The sequence below is a fragment of the Acidovorax sp. KPB24-07 genome, assembly GCF_057543315.1.
This window is the reverse complement of sequence record NZ_BAAJYS010000058.1, coordinates 1-17895: the sequence shown is the minus strand read 5'-3', so window position 1 is coordinate 17895 and position 17895 is coordinate 1. Positions and strand designations below refer to the sequence as shown.

Sequence of the window (17895 nt, the reverse complement as noted above, 5' to 3'; positions counted from 1 at the left end):
TGGCTCCTCGACCTGGGCTCGAACCAGGGACCTACGGATTAACAGTCCGGCGCTCTACCGACTGAGCTATCGAGGAACAAGACTTAGATTATATACACAAAAAGTGAGCAAATTCGAAGAACTGCGGTTGCCTGATGGATCGGGTTGCAAGTTGCCTCACATGGCCCTCAACGGGCCGGCTCTGGCCGTTGCCACAGCCAGGCGAGCACGCATGCCATGCACAGCGAAGCGCTGATGGCCACCCAGCGGGGTGCGTGGCTGAAGATGAGCACGGCCGCCGCGAGCGCCATGAGGATGCTGGCGCTCCACTTGGCGCGGCGGCTCACCTGGCCGCCGTTGGCCCAGTCGCGCAGCATGGGGCCGAAAAGCGGGTGGCGCCACAGCCACGCATGCAGCCGGGGCGAACTGCGGGCCGCCGCCCAGCCGGCCATGAGGATGAACACCGTGGTCGGCAGGCCGGGCACGAAGATGCCGATGATGCCGGTCACCAGGCTCAGCACCGCAAAGCACAGCAGCAGCCAGCGCACCGGCAGGGGCAGCGGAGCAGGGCGGGGCGGTGGCGGTGGCAAAGGCGCTGGCGGGGGCGGGGGCGGCATGCCTGGATTGTGCCTGCGGCATGGGGTTGGTCGGCGCGCTATGCTGCGGGCACTTCGACGCTGACCGTCGGCCCTTCTTTTCATTCCCATGACCGTTCAACACATTCTCAAGATGGGCGATCCGCGCCTGCTGCGCGTGGCCCAGCCCGTGACCGAGTTCGACACCGACGCGCTGCACCTGCTGGTGCGCGACATGCTGGACACCATGGAGGCCGTCAATGGCGCCGGCCTGGCCGCGCCGCAGATCGGCGTGGATCTGCAATTGGTGATCTTCGGCTCGGACCGCAAGAACCCCCGCTACCCCGACCGGCCCCTGGTGCCGCGCACCGTGTTGCTCAACCCGCAGATCATCCCGCTGGGCGACGAGGAGGAAGAGGACTGGGAAGGGTGCCTGTCCGTTCCCGGCCTGCGCGGCAAGGTGCCGCGCTGGTCCCGCATCCGCTACCAGGGCCTGGACCCGTATGGCGACCCGATCGATCGCACGGCGGAGGGGTTCCATGCGCGCGTGGTGCAGCACGAATGCGACCACCTGATCGGCAAGCTCTACCCGATGCGGGTGCGCGACTTCACCCAGTTCGGCTACACCGAGGTGCTGTTTCCCGAGCTCGCCGACGCGGAAGACGACTGACGGACCAGGCAAGCGTTGCCTCGGAAAATATGAATGGAATTGGCCGCCAGCGCAAACAATACTAGGGCGTTATGCTATCAAATAAGTAGCATCGGATGGGGCGTATCCCAGTGGCCCTTCACTCGGACAACGCGTTCAGCAGTTCGGTCTCGATCTGGATCTGCCGTGCGTTGCTCTGCAGTTCCGGGCCGTGCACGAGGAAGGTGTCTTCCACGCGCTCGCCCAGGGTGCTGACCTTGGCCAGCTGCACGCTCAGGTGGTGGCGCGAAAGGATGCGCGCCACCAGGTAGAGCAGGCCCGCCCGGTCGCTGGCGGAGATGTTGATGAGCCAGCGCTGGGCTTTCTCGTCGGGGCGCAGCGTGACGCGCGGGGCCACGGGAAAGCTCTTCACGCGGCGGGAGACGCGCTTGCGTGCTGGCTCGGGCAGGCCCGCGGTTTCGTCCTCGATCGCGCGGGCGAGATCGCTCTCCACCATGTGCGTGAGTTCGCGGTAGTGCCCGGCCTGCTCCGAGGCCACGACCTGGAACGTGTCGAGCGCGCAGCCATCGTGGGCGGTGTGCACCCGCGCATCGAGGATGCTGAAGCCTGCCCGGTCGAAATAGCCGCAGATGCGGGCGAAGAGGTCGGGCTGGTCGGGCGCATAAACCGCCACCTGCAGACCTTCGCCCGCCAGCGACTGCCGCGCGCGGACCACGGTGCGGCCGGTACCCACGTAGCGCGAGAGGTGGCGCGTGTGCCAGGCGATGTCGGCGGCTTCGTGCCGCATGAAATAGCCCACGTCCAGCGTGTCCCACAGCTTCTTGTGCGCCTCGAACGGCTGGGCCTGCAGCGCCAGCATGACCATGGCTTCGCGCTTGCGGGCCTCGATTTCGGCGGCGGCATTGGGGGCGTGGCCGCCCAGGGCGCGCAGCGTGGCGCGGTACAGGTCTTCCAGCAGCTTGCCCTTCCACGCGTTCCAGACCTTGGGGCTGGTGCCGCGGATGTCCGCCACGGTGAGCAGGTACAGCGCGGTGAGGCGGCGCTCGCTGCCCACGCGCTGGGCGAAAGCGCCGATCACGTCCGGATCGGACAGGTCCTGCTTTTGCGCGACCTGGCTCATGGCCAGGTGCTCGCGGACCAGGAACTCGACCAGCGCCGCGTCTTCCTCGTCCACGCCGTGCTGGCGGCAGAAGTGGCGCACTTCCTCTGCGCCGATCTTGGAGTGGTCGCCGCCGCGGCCCTTGCCGATGTCGTGGAACAGCGCCGCCAGGTACAGCAGCCATGGCTTGTCCCAGCCGCCGGCCAACTGCGAGCAGAACGGGTATTCGTGCGCATGCTCGGCCATGAAGAAGCGGCGCACGTTGCGCAGCACCATCAGGATGTGCTGGTCCACGGTGTAGACGTGGAACAGGTCGTGCTGCATCTGGCCCACGATGCGGCGAAACGGCCAGAGGTAGCGGCCCAGCACCGAGGTCTGGTTCATGAGCCGCATCGCATGCGTGATGCCCGAGGGCTGCCGCAGGATCTTCATGAAGGTCGCGCGGTTGACCGGGTCGCGGCGGAAGGCGCTGTCCATCGCCCCGCGGGCGTTGTAGAGCGCGCGCAGCGTGCGCACCGACAGGTCCTTCAGCCCCAGCGTGGTTTCGTAGAGCAGGAAGGTTTCCAGGATGGCGTGGGGTTGCTTCTCGTACAGGTCATCGCTCGCCACCTCGACGAGGCCGGCCTTTTCGAAGAAGCGGTCGTTGATGCGGTGCAGTTCGTGCGTGGAGGGGCTGAGCCGCTCCTCGATGTTCAGCAGCAGGATCTGGCTGAGCTGCGACACGGCCTTGGCCGCCCAGTAATAGCGGCGCATGAGGGTTTCGCTTGCGCGCATGGCCAGGCGCTTGCCGTCGGGCGAGTGGGAGCGGTAGCCGAACGATTCGGCCACGGCGGTCTGCAGGTCGAACACCAGCCGGTCCTCGTGGCGGCCGGCCACGGCGTGCAGCCGCGCGCGGATGAGAAACAGCACGGCCTCGTTGCGCTCGATCTGGGCCACCTCGAACGGCGTGGCCATGCCGTTGGCGGCCAGTTCGCGCCAGTCGCGTCCCAGGCCGGCCGCGCGGGCGACCCACAGCACCGTCTGCAGGTCGCGCAGGCCGCCGGGCGACTCCTTGCAGTTGGGCTCCAGCGAGTAGGGCGTGTTCTCGTACTTGGTGTGGCGCTGGCGCATCTCCAGCGTCTTGGCGATGAGGAAGTCCTGCGCGTCCATCTGCGCGTCGTAGCGCTGCTGGAACGCGGCGAACAGCGGCGAGCTGCCGCAGACGCGGCGGGCTTCGAGCAGCGAGGTCTGCACGGTCACGTCGGCCGCGGATTCGGTCAGGCACTCGGCCACCGTGCGCACGCTGGAGCCGATCTCCAGGCCCGCGTCCCAGCAGCTGCCGATGAACGATTCGATGCACGTGGACAAGGCGCAGCCGGCCCCGGGCGTGGCGCCATCCGGTAGCAGGACGAGCACGTCCACGTCGGAATGGGGAAAGAGCTGCGCCCGGCCGTAGCCACCCACGGCCACCAGCGCCAGGTCGTCCGGCATGCCGGCGCGCTGCCACAGCTGGCGCAGCAGGCGGTCCGCCAGGGTGGAGAGCTTGTGCAGCAGGGTGCGAACGCCGCGCGTGGAGGCGCCCGTGGATTGCAGCGACGCGAGCAGGGTGGCCTTGTCTTGGCGGTAGGCGTCGCGCAGGGTTTGCAGGTCGGTCATGGACGGCGGCGGGGTGGCGGGTGCGGATGGGGCGACTGGGTTGGCAGGTTAGCACCAGGCAAAGCAAGAACCGTGCGCCCGGCCGCCGCGCGGCCGGCCCGCGCGCCGTGTTCCGGTCAGGTCTTCGTGGCGGTCACGAAGGCTGGCAGCGGCGGCGATCCGGCCGACAGGGTGAGGACTTCGTAGCCGGTCTCGGTCACCAGCACGGTGTGCTCCCACTGCGCCGACAGGCTGCGGTCCTTGGTCACGATGGTCCAGCCGTCGTTGCCGAACTCCTTCACCTCGCGGCGGCCGGCGTTCAGCATGGGCTCGATGGTGAAGGTCATGCCGGGCAGCAGCTCATCCAGCGTGCCGGGGTAGCCGTAGTGCAGCACCTGGGGCTCTTCGTGGAATTTCTGGCCGATGCCGTGGCCGCAGAACTCGCGCACCACCGACAGGCCGTGGCCCTCGGCGTACTTCTGGATGGCGTGGCCAATGTCCCCCAGGCGGGCGCCGGGCTTGACGCGCTGGATGCCGATCCACATGGCGTCGAAGGTGAGGCTGCACAGGCGCTTGGCGGCGATGGAGACGTCGCCGATCAGGTACATGCGGCTGTTGTCGCCGTACCAGCCGTCCTTGGTGATGACGGTGACGTCCACGTTCATGATGTCGCCCTTCTTCAGGGGCTTGTCGTTCGGGATGCCGTGGCAGACCACGTTGTTGATCGACGTGCACAGCGACTTGGGGTAGGGCGGATAGCCCGGCGGCTGGTAGCCGATGGTGGCGGAGATGGTGCCCTGCTGCGCCATGCATTCGGCCGCGAGGCGGTCGATTTCGTTCGTGGTGATGCCAGGCTGGATGTGGGGCGCGATGTAGTCCAGCACTTCCGAAGCCAGTCGGCATGCCTCTCGCATGCCGGCGATGCCTTCGGCGTCTTTGATGGTGATGCTCATGGGGCCAATTATCCCATCGGCGCTTGGCCGATGCGGGCCACGCGGGCGAAGGCCTCGTCGGCGATGCGATCCGCCCCCGGTAAAATGCCGGGCTCAGCATTCTCCGCACCCTGCCCAGCCGGCCCCAGTCAGCGGCCGGCGGTCCAGGGTGGGGCCGCACCTTTTCCATCACCCAACAGGCCGCCGAAGTGATCTCGCCGACATCGTCCACGAAGCCCTCCTTGCACCTCAGCACGTTCGAAGGCGGCAACGCCCTCAGCGCCTTCCGCATGCGCCAGCTGCTGCCCGCGCTGCAGGCCATCCACGACCGCATCACGGGCATCGCCGCCCGCTTCGTGCACCTGGTGGCCACCGACGCGGTGCCCACCCCGGCCGAAACCGATCGCTTCGCCGCGCTGCTGACCTATGGGGACCCCTACGGCGGCCCGTCCGATGGCCCGGCCATCGTTGTCACGCCGCGCCTGGGCACGGTCTCGCCCTGGGCGTCGAAGGCGACCGATATCGCGCACAACTGCGGCCTGGCGCTGCGCCGCGTGGAGCGCATCACCGAATACCGCCTCTCGCTCAAATCCGGCCTGCTGGGCGGCACGCCCACGCTGACCGACGCGCAGCGCGGACAGATCGCCGCGCTGCTGCACGACCGCATGACCGAGTCGGTGGTGTGGGACCGCTCGGGCGCCGAGGCCCTGTTCACCGAGCTGCCGGCCGCGCCGATGGAGTTCGTCGATGTGCTGGGCGGCGGGCGCGCGGCGGTTGAGGCGGCCAACGCCCAGTGGGGCCTGGCCCTGGCCGACGACGAGATCGACTACCTGGTCAATGCCTTCCAGGGCCTGGCGCGCAACCCCACCGACGTGGAGCTGATGATGTTCGCGCAGGCCAACAGCGAGCACTGCCGCCACAAGATCTTCAATGCGCAGTTCACCATCGACGGCGAGAAGCAGGACAAGAGCCTGTTCGCCATGATCCGCAACACCCATCAGCTGGCGCCCCAGCACACGGTGGTGGCGTATTCGGACAATGCCTCGGTCATGGAAGGCACGCGTGTCGAGCGGTTTTTGGCCAAAATGCCCGCCAGTGCAAATTCCACTAGGGCAGTGTGCTATGAAAAGAGTAGCGTCACGAACCACATCCTGATGAAGGTGGAAACGCACAACCACCCCACGGCCATCTCGCCGTTCCCCGGCGCTTCCACCGGCGCGGGCGGCGAGATCCGCGACGAAGGCGCCACGGGCCGCGGCTCCAAGCCCAAGGCGGGCATGACCGGCTTCACGGTGTCCAAGCTCTGGGGCGGCGAGTTCGGCAAGCCCGAGCACATCGCCAGCCCGTTGCAGATCATGGTGGAAGGCCCCCTGGGCGGCGCGGCGTTCAACAACGAGTTCGGCCGGCCCAACCTGCTGGGCTATTTCCGCGAGTACGAGCAGTCGGTGGGCGGCGTGGACCGGGGCTACCACAAGCCCATCATGATCGCCGGCGGCCTGGGCACCATCGATGCAGGCCTCACGCAGAAGATCGAATTCCCGGCCGGCTCGCTGCTGATCCAGCTGGGCGGCCCAGGCATGCGCATCGGCATGGGCGGCAGCGCGGCCAGTTCCATGGCCACGGGCGCGAACGCGGCGGAGCTCGATTTCGACTCCGTGCAGCGCGGCAACCCCGAGATCGAGCGCCGCGCGCAGGAGGTCATCAACCACTGCTGGGCGCAGGGTGCGGCCAACCCCATCCTGGCGATCCACGACGTGGGCGCGGGCGGGCTGTCCAATGCCTTCCCCGAGCTGACCAACGACGCCGGCCGGGGTGCGCACTTCGACCTGCGCGCGGTGCAGCTCGAGGAGTCGGGCCTGGCCCCGAAAGAGATCTGGTCCAACGAAAGCCAGGAGCGCTACGTGCTGGCGATCGCGCCGCAATCGCTGGAGCAGTTCCGCGCCTTCTGCGAGCGCGAGCGCTGCCCGTTCGCCGTGATCGGCACGGCCACCGAGCACCGCCAGCTGGTGCTGGAGGACACGGCCGCCACCGGCGATCAGAAGCTGCCGGTGGACATGCCCATGGAGGTGCTGCTGGGCAAGCCGCCCAAGATGCACCGCGACGTGAAGACCGTGCAGCGCGAATTCGCGCCCATCGATCTCACGGGCGTGGCGCTGCAAAAGGCGGTGATCGACGTGCTGGCGCACCCCACGGTGGCGAGCAAGCGCTTTCTCATCACCATCGGTGACCGCACGGTGGGCGGCTTGTCGCACCGCGACCAGATGGTGGGCCCCTGGCAGGTGCCGGTGGCCGACTGCGCCGTCACGCTGGCCGACTTCCAGGGCTTTGCCGGCGAGGCCATGAGCATGGGCGAGCGCACGCCGCTGGCCGCCATCGACGCGCCCGCCTCGGGCCGCATGGCCGTGGCCGAGGCCATCACCAATCTGCTGGCCGCGCCCATCGAGCTGCCGCGCGTGAAGCTCTCGGCCAACTGGATGGCCGCCTGCGGCGAGCCCGGCGAGGATGCAGCGCTCTACGCCACCGTGAAGGCCGTGGGCATGGAGCTGTGCCCGGCGCTGGGCATTTCGATCCCGGTGGGCAAGGATTCGCTGTCCATGCGCACCCAGTGGAAGGATGACAGCGGTGCGAAGAAGGTCACCTCCCCCGTGAGCCTGATCGTCAGCGCCTTCGCCACGCTGGCCGACGTGCGCGGCACGCTCACGCCGCAGCTGGACGCGGCGCAGGACGACACCACGCTGGTGCTGATCGACCTGGGCCATGGCAAGGCCCGCATGGGCGGCAGCATCCTGGGCCAGGTGCTGGGCCAGAGCGGCGACGTGGCGCCCGACCTGGACGACGCGCAGGACCTGGTGCGCCTGGTCGATGCCGTGAACGCGCTGCGCGCCAAGGGCCAGATTCTGGCCTACCACGACCGCAGCGACGGCGGCCTGCTGGCCGCGGTGGCCGAGATGGCCTTCGCCGGCCATGTGGGCGTGGCGCTGAACGTCGATCTGCTCGTGACCGAGGGCGACGGCATCAGCGACAGCCGCATGGAGACGGGCGACGCCAAGAACTGGGCCTCGCAGGTGAGCGCGCGCCGCGAGGAGCTGACGCTCAAGGCGCTGTTCAACGAAGAGCTGGGCGTGGTGCTGCAGGTGCGCACCGCCGAGCGCAACGAGGTCATGCAGACCCTGCGCGAGCACGGCCTGTCCCGGTCCAGCCACTTCATCGGCAAGACGCGGCCTACCTCGTCCACCATGGACGCCGGCAAGGGCGAGCTGCAGGTGTGGCGCGATGCCAAGAACGTGTTCAGCGCCACCCTGTCCGACCTGCACCAGGTGTGGGACGCGGTGAGCTGGAAGATCACGCAGCAGCGCGACAACCCGGCCACGGCCGATGCCGAGCATGCCGCCGCAGGCGTGCCCAATGATCCGGGCCTGCACGTAGCGCTCACGTTCGATCCGGCCGAGGACGTGGCCGCGCCGTTCCTGAACCTCGCGCGGCCGAAGGTCGCCATCCTGCGCGAGCAGGGGGTCAACTCGCACATCGAGATGGCCTATGCCTTCACCGAGGCGGGCTTCGAGGCCTACGACGTGCACATGACCGATCTGCAGGCGGGCCGCGCGCAGCTGTCGGACTTTGCCGGCGTGGTCGCCTGCGGCGGCTTCAGCTACGGCGACACGCTGGGCGCGGGCATCGGCTGGGCGCGTTCGATCACGTTCAATCCAGTGCTGTCGGAGCAATTCCAGGGCTTCTTCGGCCGCAAGGACACTTTCGGCCTGGGTGTGTGCAACGGCTGCCAGATGTTCGCCGAGCTGGCCGACATCATTCCCGGCGCCGAGGCCTGGCCCCGCTTCACCACCAACCAGAGCGAGCGCTTCGAGGCGCGGCTGTCGCTGGTGGAGGTGCTGGAATCGCCCAGCCTGTTCTTCGCCGGCATGGCGGGCAGCCGCCTGCCGATCGCCGTGGCGCACGGCGAGGGCTACGCCAACTTCAAGTACCGCGGCGACCCGGCCCAGGCCATCGCCGCCATGCGGTATGTGGACCACCACGGCGCGGCCACCGAGCAGTACCCGTTCAACCCCAACGGCAGCGCGGGTGGCCTCACGGCGGTGACCACGGCCGATGGGCGCTTCACGGCCATGATGCCGCACGCCGAACGCGTGTTCCGCAACGTGCAGATGAGCTGGACCAGCGGCGACCGCAGCGCGCTGAGCCCGTGGATGCGCATCTGGCGCAACGCGCGCCGCTGGGTGGGATGAGGAAGGCCGAAGAGCCGGGAGCGCGCCCGGCGCGCTCCGGCGGCCTGTGTGCTCGTGTCGTCTTCGGCGTTCAGGTGCGGCGGTACACCAGCAGCCGGCCTTTGTAGGCGGGCGCATCGTCCAGCGCGGCACGGTCCAGCCGTTCTTCGCGCAGGCCGAAGCCCTGCGCGGCCATCTGCTTGCTGAAGGCGGCGCGGTTGCCCCGGTCCGGGTCCACGATCCAGACCTGGGCCGCGGGGCCCGCGTGCAGGCCGATGAAATGCGCGAGGCTGGCGCGGGCATCGCGTTCATACAGCAGGTCGCTGCCCATGATGAGGTCGAACAGCCCGTGCACCGGGCCGCCGTGCGCCTGCGCGAGCGGGCTCTCGTCCTGCTGCGGCGGGCCCAGCGCTTCGCCGCTGCCCCATTGGCCCTGTCGGTACTTCATGGTGCCCATGCCGTTCAGGCGCAGGTTCTCGCGCAGGAAGGTGCCGGCCAGCGGGTGGCAGTCGCTCGCGGTCACGTCGGCGCCTTGCCGGTGGCACACCAGGCTGGCCAGCGCCAGGCCGCAGCCCAGTTCCAGGATGCGCTCGCCCGCCTGCACGGGCCGCGCCGCCATGCGTGCGGCCAGTTGCGCGCCCGAGGGCCACAGCAGGCCGAAGAGGGGCCAGGCGGCGGAGGAGATGCCCAGGGTTTCGGCGTCGCCGAGGGGGTCGGAGAACTGCTGGCGGTCCAGCAGGGAGCGGATGACGAGGTCGTCGACGCCGGCGATGGCGATGTTTTCTTGCTTGGTCAGGTAGCCTGGCATGCGGCGGGAGCGAGAGCCCGCGTGCAGGACCCCGATATCGGTGGGAAGGCCACCAGTATGCGCCTTGCACCGACACGGACCCATCGCAGGGCGTTGCTATAGTGGGCGCCGCCTGGGCGACGGGCGCCAGGCTTTTCGGCCGGCATGCCCGGCCCGCGCGGCGTTCCCGTGGCCTTGCAGCCTTTCGCCGCCGTGCCCGTGGACCCGCTCCCTCCCTCGATTTTTTAAGGATTCCCATGGCCGGTGCCAGCCTTTTGACGCTGCTCGACGATATCGCCACCGTTCTGGACGACGTGGCCCTGATGACCAAGGTCGCTGCCAAGAAGAGTGCCGCCATGGCCGATGACGTGTCCGTCATGACCAAGGTGGCGGCGCAGAAAACCGCCGGCGTGCTGGGCGACGATCTGGCGCTCAATGCCCAGCAGGTCACGGGCGTGCGCGCCGATCGCGAGATTCCCGTGGTCTGGGCGGTGGCCAAGGGCTCGCTCGTCAACAAGGCCATCCTGGTGCCGGCCGCGCTGCTGATCAGCGCCTTCATTCCCTGGGCGGTGACGCCGCTGCTCATGGTGGGCGGCGCGTTCCTGTGCTTCGAGGGTGCGGAGAAGCTGGCGCACCGGTTCCTGCCCCACGGCGATGCCCCCAAGGAAGAGGCGGGCCGCGAGGCGCATGCCCTGGCCAACGCCAACCCGGCGGTGGACATCGCCGCCTTCGAGAAGGACAAGGTCAAGGGCGCGGTGCGCACCGACTTCATCCTGTCCGCCGAGATCATCGCCATCACGCTGGGCACGGTCGCCAGCGCCCCGTTCGGGCAGCAGGTGGCCGTGCTGGCCGGCATCGCGCTCATCATGACAGTGGGCGTGTACGGCCTGGTGGCCGGCATCGTCAAGCTGGACGACCTGGGCCTGTGGCTCACCCGCAAGACGGGTCGCGCCGCACAGGCGCTGGGCCGCGGCATCGTGGCCGCCGCGCCCTGGCTCATGAAGGTGCTCTCGGTCGCCGGCACGGCAGCCATGTTCCTCGTGGGCGGCGGCATTCTGGTGCATGGCGTGCCCGTCGTCCACCACGCGGTCGAGGGCCTGGCCACATCGGCGGCCCAGTGGCCGGCGGGCGGCCTGTGGCGCGTGCTGGTGCCCAACCTGCTCAATGCGGTGGTGGGCATCGTGGCCGGTGCCGCAGTGCTGGCGGTAGTCACGCTGGTGCAGCGCATGCGGGGCAAGGGCGCGCACTGAGAGCGGGGAGGAGGGCGCTTTGCGGCCCTCGTGGCGCTGCGGCACAACCTGCCGGCGGTTTGATCCATGGCAAGGCCGCCCGGGCCGTTTGCCGGCCCAATGCATGCACGGGGGTCGTCCCCGTTCAACGCATCGAGTTTCCGTATGAAAAAAAACCTGCTGGCCCTGGCCGTGCTGTGCGCATTGACCTCCGGCGCCGCCTTCGCGCAAACGGCGGAAGGCCCCTGGCTCGTTCGTGCGCGTGCCGTGAACCTGGATTCCTCCAACAAGGACAGCACCGGCCTGGGCCTGTCGATCAACGACAAGACGCTGCCTGAAGTCGACATCTCCTATTTCTTCAACCGCAACATCGCCGCCGAGCTGGTGCTGACCGTGCCCCAGAAGCAGCGGCTGTCCTCCAGCGCCCTGAACGCGCAGATCGGCACGCTCAAGCACCTGCCGCCTTCGCTGATGCTGCAGTACCACTTCGACACCGCGGGCTTTCGTCCCTACGTGGGCGCTGGCGTGAACTACACGCGGTTTTCCAGCGTGCGCCTGCCCGCTGGTGTGAGCATCGACAAGAGCAGCTGGGGCGGCGCCCTGCAGGTCGGCGTGGACATTCCCCTCACCAAGAACCTGGTGCTGAACTTCGACGTGAAGAAGGTCTACATCCAGACCGACGTGTTCGCAGCCGGTGCCAAGCTGGGCACCTTCAAGATCGATCCCGTGCTGGCCGGCGTGGGCCTGGGTTGGCGGTTCTGACCGTGGGCCGCGGGTGCGGCCACTGACAGACTGGTGGGGAAAGCCGGCGCGTGGCGCCGGCTTTTTTCATGGGGCCGTGCCGGCACCGAACGGCCCCGAGCCGCCCGCATGCCCCCACATGCGCCGCCACAGCGCGGCGAGGGCCGTGCCGATGTCCGGGCGCTGTCCGCGCAGCGCCACCTCGGGCTGGCCGGCATCCAGCTGCGCGGGCGTGCCGAGATCGAACTGGAAGCTGTAGTCGGGCTCCTGTCCCAGGCGCAGATCGGTCAGGAAGACGCGGCCGTCCCGCGAACGCATGCGATAGAAGCCGTGGCTGAAGCGCGCCACCCGCTGTACGTCCGGCACGGTCCCGTAGCGCTGGATCAGCGGGGCCCCGCGCTCGTGCACCGTCCATTGCATAGGCCTGTTGCCGTCGGCCAGGGCATAGAAGCCTTCGGCATATTGGGTGGGCGTGACCGCCACCACGCGCCACAGCAGGGTGTTGAACGGGGTGGGTGTCACCAGCACCGTCTGCACCGGCAGGCCCTGCATGCGCAGCGAGGCCATCGCCACGCCGGTGACGTGCTGCTGCACGCCCACGCTCCACGCCAGGTAGAGCGTGCTGAGCACCAGGCCCCAGCGGTTCCAGCGGGCCCCGACCGGCGGGCCGCTCGCCAGCGCGGCGACCACGCCGACGATCAGCGGCACGGTGTACAGCGGGTCGATGATGAAGATGCTGCCCACCCCGTACGGGTGGCTGGTGAACGGCTTCCACAACTGGGTGCCGTACACCGTCATGCCATCCAGCAGCGGGTGGGTGACGAGCGCGAGCCACATCGCCAGCCACCACCTTCGCCAGCCGGCCTGCTCGCCATGCAGGCGCGCCACCAGCGCGCCCAGGGGCAGCGAAAACAGGCTGAGGTACAGCAGGGCATGGCTTTCCGCCCGGTGCTCGACCATGTTGGCAATGGCATTGCCGTGGTCGATGAAGGCGTCCAGGTCGGGCAGCGTGCCCGCCACCGCACCCCACAGCGCGGCTTTCCAGGGGGCGGTGCGCCGGCCCATCACGGCGAGGGAAACGGCGGAACCAAGGGCGATCTGGGTCAGGGAATCCATGGCAGCGAAGCAGGCCGTGGTAGCCGGCCGGTGGTGTCGATCGGCGGAGTGTGGCGCAGCCGCGCGGGCGCGCCATGGGGCCTGCGAAAAAAACCGTGCGGTGGCGGGGATGATGGTCATGCGTGTCCCGTAAAGCGCAGCCGATGCGCTGCCGGATGGCGCTGATGGATTTGCGGACGTGTCCTACATCCGGGTGGCGGGGCGTCTGTAATGCTCTGTTACATGGCCGTCTCAGGTTGCCGGAGAGCGATTGGAGGCGGCCATGCGTTGCAGCCGCGCCGCCCCCGGTGCGCCGCGATCCGACAGACCCAGCCCCCGAGCGACATGCAGAACACACCGCACCACGACATCCTCCAGGGGTTGGCCCGCCGTCCCGCGTGCATTTCCCCCAAGTATTTCTACGACCAGCGGGGCTCCCAGCTGTTCGAGGAAATCACCCGATTGCCCGAGTACTACCCCACCCGCACCGAGCACGCGCTCATGCGGACGCACGGCGACGACATCGCCCGCGCCGTGGGGCAGGGCGGCACCGTCATCGAACTGGGCGCGGGCAACTGCGAGAAGGCGCGCACGCTGTGCCGCCTGCTGCAGCCCGAGCGGTTCGTGGGCGTGGACATCTCGGCGGACTTCCTGCGCGAGGGCGTGGCCCGCCTGTGCAGCGACCTGCCCGCACTGCAGGCCCATGCGGTGGCGGGCGATCTGACCCGCCCCATCCAGCTGCCCCCGGACATTCCCCGTGCACGCCGCGTGGTGTTTTACCCTGGCTCGTCGATCGGCAATTTCGACCCACCCCAGGCGTTGGAGCTGCTGTCACGCATGCGCTCGCTGGTCGATGACGATGGCGCGCTGCTGATCGGCATCGATCTGCCCAAGGATGTGGATGTGCTGCAGGCGGCCTACGACGATGCCGCCGGCGTCACGGCCGCGTTCAACCGCAATGTGCTGGCCCATGTGAACCGGCTCATCGGCAGCGATTTCACGCCCGAGGCGTGGGAGCACCGGGCGTTCTTCAACGGGGAGCAGTCGCGCATCGAAATGCACCTGGAGGCCCGCGAAGGTGTGCAGGTGCGCTGGCCTGGCGGAGGCCGCGACTTTGCCGCGGGCGAGCGCATTCACACCGAGAACAGCTACAAATACAGCCTCACGGCCTTCCAGGCGCTGCTGGCGCGCGCGGGCTTTTCGCGCGCTCAGGCCTGGACGGACGAGCGGGGCTGGTTCGCCGTGGTGCATGCCCAGCCATGAACTTCGCCACCCGCATTCCCCACCCCGTCGCACCCTGCACGCTGAGCGTGCGCTACGCCGAGGTGCGCCGCGCCTCCATGGCCCTGGCGCTGCCGCTGTCCGACGAGGATTGCTGCGCGCAATCCATGCCCGACGCCAGCCCGGTGAAATGGCACCTGGCGCACACCACCTGGTTCTTCGAGACCTTCATCCTGGAGCCGAACGAGCCCGGCTTCGCGCCGTTCCATCCCGCCTTCCGGGTGATCTTCAATTCCTACTACAACGGCGTGGGCGACAAGCACCCGCGGCCGCAGCGCGGCCTGCTCACCCGGCCCGCACTGCCGCAGGTGCTGGCCTACCGGGCCGACGTGGACAGCCGCATGTCGCGCCTGATGGCCGAGCGGCCGGACGATGCCGCGCTGGCGGCCCTGGTCGAACTGGGGCTGCAGCACGAGCAGCAGCACCAGGAACTGATCCTCACCGACGTCAAGCACCTGCTGTCGTGCAGCCCGTTGTGGCCGGCCTACCGCCTGCCGGGGCACGCGCAGGCGCAGCCGCAGCAGCAGGCCCAGCCTTTGCCGGCCGGCGGCGTCCCGCTGGCCTGGCAGCCCTTTGCCGGTGGCGTGTGCGAGATCGGCCATCCGGGCGGGGACCGGGGCGGCTTCGCCTTCGACAACGAGGGGCCGCGCCACCGCGTGTACCTGCAGCCGTTCGAGCTGGCCAACCGGCCGGTGACCACCGCCGAATACCTGGCGTTCGTCGAGGACGGCGGCTACCAGGAATCCGCCCACTGGCTGGCCGAGGGCTGGGACTGGGTGCGGGCGCAGCAGCTGTCGCACCCCATCTACTGGCAACGCCAGGGCGTGGCCTGGTACGAGTTCACGCTGGCCGGACCGCGTCCGCTCCAACCCCACGCACCCGCGGTGCACCTGTCGTATTACGAGGCCGACGCCTATGCACGCTGGGCCGGTGCGCGCCTGCCCACCGAGGCCGAATGGGAGGTGGCGGCCACCTCCCAGGCCGTGCAGGGCGTGCAGGGGGCGAACGCTGCCAGCGGCCACTTTGCCGACAGCGGCACGTTGCACCCGCGGCCGGCCTCTGATGCCGGGCGGGGCCTGGTGCAAATGTTCGGCGACGTGTGGGAGTGGACGCAGTCCAGCTACGCTGCCTACCCCGGTTTCCGCGTGGCCGAGGGCGCAGTGGGCGAGTACAACGGCAAGTTCATGGTCAACCAATACGTGCTGCGCGGCGGCTCGTGCGCGACGCCCGCCGGGCATGTGCGGGCGACGTACCGCAACTTCTTTCCCGCCACCGCGCGCTGGCAGTTCTCGGGGCTGCGGCTGGCGCGGGATCTGTGACGGGATTGATTTGCTATTGAATTAATAGCGAAATGCCCTAGTGCTGATTGCTCTGGAGGCCCAAAAGACCATGGATCGCGTGGGGGCGGCCGCAGTCCGCCGCCCCGACCGTGCGGCGGTCACACCGCCTGCAGCGCCTGCGCCAGGTCGGCCTGCAGGTCTTCGATGTGCTCGATCCCCACGGACAGCCGCACCATGCCTTCCGTGACCCCGGCCTTGGCCAGCTCGCCGGCATCGAGCTGGCGGTGCGTGGTCGACGCGGGGTGCGTGGCCAGCGAGCGGGCGTCGCCGATGTTCACCAGGCGCGTGAAGAGCTGCAGCGCATCCAGGAAGCGCGCACCTGCCGCACGTGGGTCCGTGCCTTCTTCCGAACGCAGGCTGAACGACAGGATGCCCGACGCCCGCCCGCCCAGCTGGCGCTGCACCAGCGCGTGGTCCGGGTGGTCCGGCAGGCCGGCGTAGCGCACCCACTCCACCTTGGGATGGCCTTGCAGCGAGCGCGCAATGGCCAGCGTGTTCTCGCAGATGCGGTCCATGCGCAGCGCGAGCGTCTCGATGCCCTGCAGGATCAGGAACGCGTTCTGCGGGGCCAGCGCCGCGCCGGTGTTGCGCAGTGGCACCACGCGCGCGCGGCCGATGAAGGCCGCCTCACCCAGCGCCTCGGTGTAGACCACGCCGTGGTAGCTCACATCGGGCTCGTTCAGGCGGGGAAAGCGCGCCTTGTGCTTCGCCCAGGGGAACTTGCCGCTGTCCACGATGGCGCCGCCCACGCTGTTGCCGTGGCCGCCCAGGTACTTGGTGAGCGAATGCACCACGATGTCGGCGCCGTGTTCGATGGGGCGCAGCAGATAGGGGCTGGGCACCGTGTTGTCCACGATGAGCGGCACGCCATGGTCGTGCGCCACCCGGGCCAGGGCCGCGATGTCGGTCACGTTGCCCAGCGGGTTGCCGATGGATTCGATGAAGATGGCTTTGGTGCGTGCGTCGATGTGCTGCGCGAAGCTGGCCGGGTCGCGCGGATCGGCGAACCGCGTGGTAATGCCCTGCTGCGGCAGCGTGTGGGCGAAGAGGTTGTAGGTGCCGCCGTAGAGCGTGCTGGCCGAGACGATGTTGTCGCCGGCTTCGGCGATGGTCTGGATCGCGTAGGTGATGGCTGCCATGCCCGAGGCCACGGCCAGCGCGGCGATGCCGCCCTCCAGCGCCGCGACGCGCTTTTCCAGCACGTCGTTGGTCGGATTCATGATGCGCGTGTAGATGTTGCCCTGCACCTTGAGGTCGAACAGGTCGGCGCCGTGCTGGGCGCTGTCGAAGGCATAGGCCACCGTCTGGTAGATGGGCACGGCCACCGCCTTGGTGGTGGGGTCGGGCGACTGTCCGGCATGGACGGCGAGGGTTTCGATCCGCATGGGTTGCTGTCTCTTTCTGGGGTGACGGGAACAGGGTGCGTGAAGCGCAGGCAAGGCCTGCGCAACGCAGTGCGGGCCATTCTTGCACCGTGTGCCCGGCGGCCGAACAACGCATTGGCTATGTGCTTATTTCGGCCAACAAAAGGGTGTCAGCGTTCGCATGGCGGGCACAGTTTTGAGTTCGGGCAGCCACCGTATGCGAAACGCGTCCGGTACTCTGGAATTATTTTCACCATAAGCATGGCAGGCAAAAACCGATTCCTGACGAAAGGTCGGCAAGGGGCCGATATGGGTAATGGTTTGGACTGTGTGGTTATGCGGTTGACGTTGGAGTCAATGCCAGATCAGCATGGTTGACCCTTGACATTCGGCGGTCGTTAATCCGATCAGATAACCTGAAAAAGTCATTTCATCTTGAAACAAAAAATACGCATAGAAAATACTTATTACCTCTTTTGAAAAGGCGATAGATCGCTATCATCCGCGCCTCTAAATCAAGAGAGGGAGCGGTCCAAAGACCGTCAGCCAATGACACGCCGCGTCACGATCCAAACGCCATTGGGAGAACAGCTGCAGTTTCGCCGCTTGCAGGGCAAGGAATCCTTGAGCGAGCTGTTTGTATTGGATGTGGATCTGCTGAGCGAGAGCAAGTCCCTCGACCCCAAGGCGTTGCTGGGCAAGCACGCCACGGTGGAGGTGGAGACCGAAGGCGGCGGCCGGCGCTACCTGGACGGCATCGTCACCCGCTTCGGCCTGCAAGGCGAAGACCACCGGTATTACTCTTACCGCCTGCGCCTGCAGCCCTGGCTGTGGCTGGCCACGCGCAAGAGCGACTTCAAGATATTCCAGAACAAGACCGTCCCCCGACATCATCAAGAGGTGCTCGGCAAATACGGCCACCCCCCTGCAAAAGCGGCTCACGCGGGCGTATCGCAGCTGGGACTACTGCGTGCAGTACGGCGAGACCGA

Annotated in this window: 12 protein-coding genes, 1 tRNA gene and 1 pseudogene; 7 read left to right on the top strand and 7 right to left on the bottom strand. The window is 68.2% G+C overall.

Going from position 1 to position 17895, the window contains the following annotated elements:
• A tRNA-Asn gene (locus AC27IQ_RS09385) sits at positions 1-76 on the bottom strand.
• A 91-nt stretch (positions 77-167) separates the two neighbouring features.
• Positions 168-596, bottom strand: a complete 429-nt coding sequence (locus AC27IQ_RS09380) for a YbaN family protein (protein WP_487089308.1) — start codon at positions 594-596, stop codon at positions 168-170.
• Positions 597-684: 88 nt separating this feature from the next.
• Between AC27IQ_RS09380 and def the strand changes: the two genes are divergently transcribed.
• Positions 685-1224 (top strand): peptide deformylase, encoded by a 540-nt coding sequence (gene def, locus AC27IQ_RS09375; protein WP_487089307.1) that lies wholly within the window; start codon positions 685-687, stop codon positions 1222-1224.
• A gap of 118 nt (positions 1225-1342) precedes the next feature.
• Here def and AC27IQ_RS09370 read toward each other — a convergent pair whose 3' ends face one another.
• On the bottom strand, positions 1343-3937 hold the full coding sequence (locus AC27IQ_RS09370) for a [protein-PII] uridylyltransferase (RefSeq protein ID WP_487089306.1): 2595 nt from the start codon (positions 3935-3937) through the stop codon (positions 1343-1345).
• A 116-nt stretch (positions 3938-4053) separates the two neighbouring features.
• Entirely contained in the window at positions 4054-4869 is an 816-nt protein-coding gene (gene map / locus AC27IQ_RS09365) for a type I methionyl aminopeptidase (protein WP_272569475.1), read from the bottom strand.
• Between the two features lie 221 nt (positions 4870-5090).
• Here map and purL point away from each other — a divergent pair, with 221 nt between their 5' ends.
• Positions 5091-9089 carry a phosphoribosylformylglycinamidine synthase gene (gene purL, locus AC27IQ_RS09360; RefSeq protein ID WP_487089305.1) on the top strand — a complete coding sequence of 1333 codons (3999 nt, stop codon included), beginning with the start codon at positions 5091-5093 and terminating at the stop codon, positions 9087-9089.
• A 70-nt stretch (positions 9090-9159) separates the two neighbouring features.
• On the opposite strand, the gene AC27IQ_RS09355 is transcribed toward purL, so the two are convergent.
• Positions 9160-9876 (bottom strand): class I SAM-dependent methyltransferase, encoded by a 717-nt coding sequence (locus AC27IQ_RS09355; RefSeq protein WP_284430932.1) that lies wholly within the window; start codon positions 9874-9876, stop codon positions 9160-9162.
• A gap of 236 nt (positions 9877-10112) precedes the next feature.
• Between AC27IQ_RS09355 and AC27IQ_RS09350 the strand changes: the two genes are divergently transcribed.
• Positions 10113-11105 (top strand): DUF808 domain-containing protein, encoded by a 993-nt coding sequence (locus AC27IQ_RS09350; protein WP_487089304.1) that lies wholly within the window; start codon positions 10113-10115, stop codon positions 11103-11105.
• A gap of 144 nt (positions 11106-11249) precedes the next feature.
• Complete coding sequence (locus tag AC27IQ_RS09345) at positions 11250-11846, top strand: OmpW/AlkL family protein (RefSeq protein ID WP_284412446.1); 597 nt, start codon at positions 11250-11252, stop codon at positions 11844-11846.
• 66 nt (positions 11847-11912) lie between these two features.
• Here AC27IQ_RS09345 and AC27IQ_RS09340 read toward each other — a convergent pair whose 3' ends face one another.
• Positions 11913-12941, bottom strand: coding sequence for a metal-dependent hydrolase (locus AC27IQ_RS09340; protein ID WP_487089303.1), 1029 nt, complete (start codon positions 12939-12941; stop codon positions 11913-11915).
• A 324-nt stretch (positions 12942-13265) separates the two neighbouring features.
• On the opposite strand from AC27IQ_RS09340, the gene egtD reads away from it, so the two are divergent.
• Together egtD and egtB are read left to right on the top strand one after the other, a co-directional pair.
• On the top strand, positions 13266-14183 hold the full coding sequence (gene egtD / locus AC27IQ_RS09335) for an L-histidine N(alpha)-methyltransferase (protein WP_487089302.1): 918 nt from the start codon (positions 13266-13268) through the stop codon (positions 14181-14183).
• Entirely contained in the window at positions 14180-15520 is a 1341-nt protein-coding gene (egtB, locus tag AC27IQ_RS09330) for an ergothioneine biosynthesis protein EgtB (RefSeq protein ID WP_487089301.1), read from the top strand. Before egtD ends, egtB begins: the two co-directional genes overlap by 4 nt.
• A 119-nt stretch (positions 15521-15639) precedes the next feature.
• Here egtB and AC27IQ_RS09325 read toward each other — a convergent pair whose 3' ends face one another.
• Positions 15640-16926, bottom strand: coding sequence for an O-acetylhomoserine aminocarboxypropyltransferase/cysteine synthase family protein (locus tag AC27IQ_RS09325; RefSeq protein WP_284406853.1), 1287 nt, complete (start codon positions 16924-16926; stop codon positions 15640-15642).
• Positions 16927-17454: 528 nt separating this feature from the next.
• On the opposite strand from AC27IQ_RS09325, the pseudogene AC27IQ_RS09320 reads away from it, so the two are divergent.
• Positions 17455-17895: pseudogene (locus AC27IQ_RS09320) on the top strand (contractile injection system protein, VgrG/Pvc8 family); the annotation flags it as partial.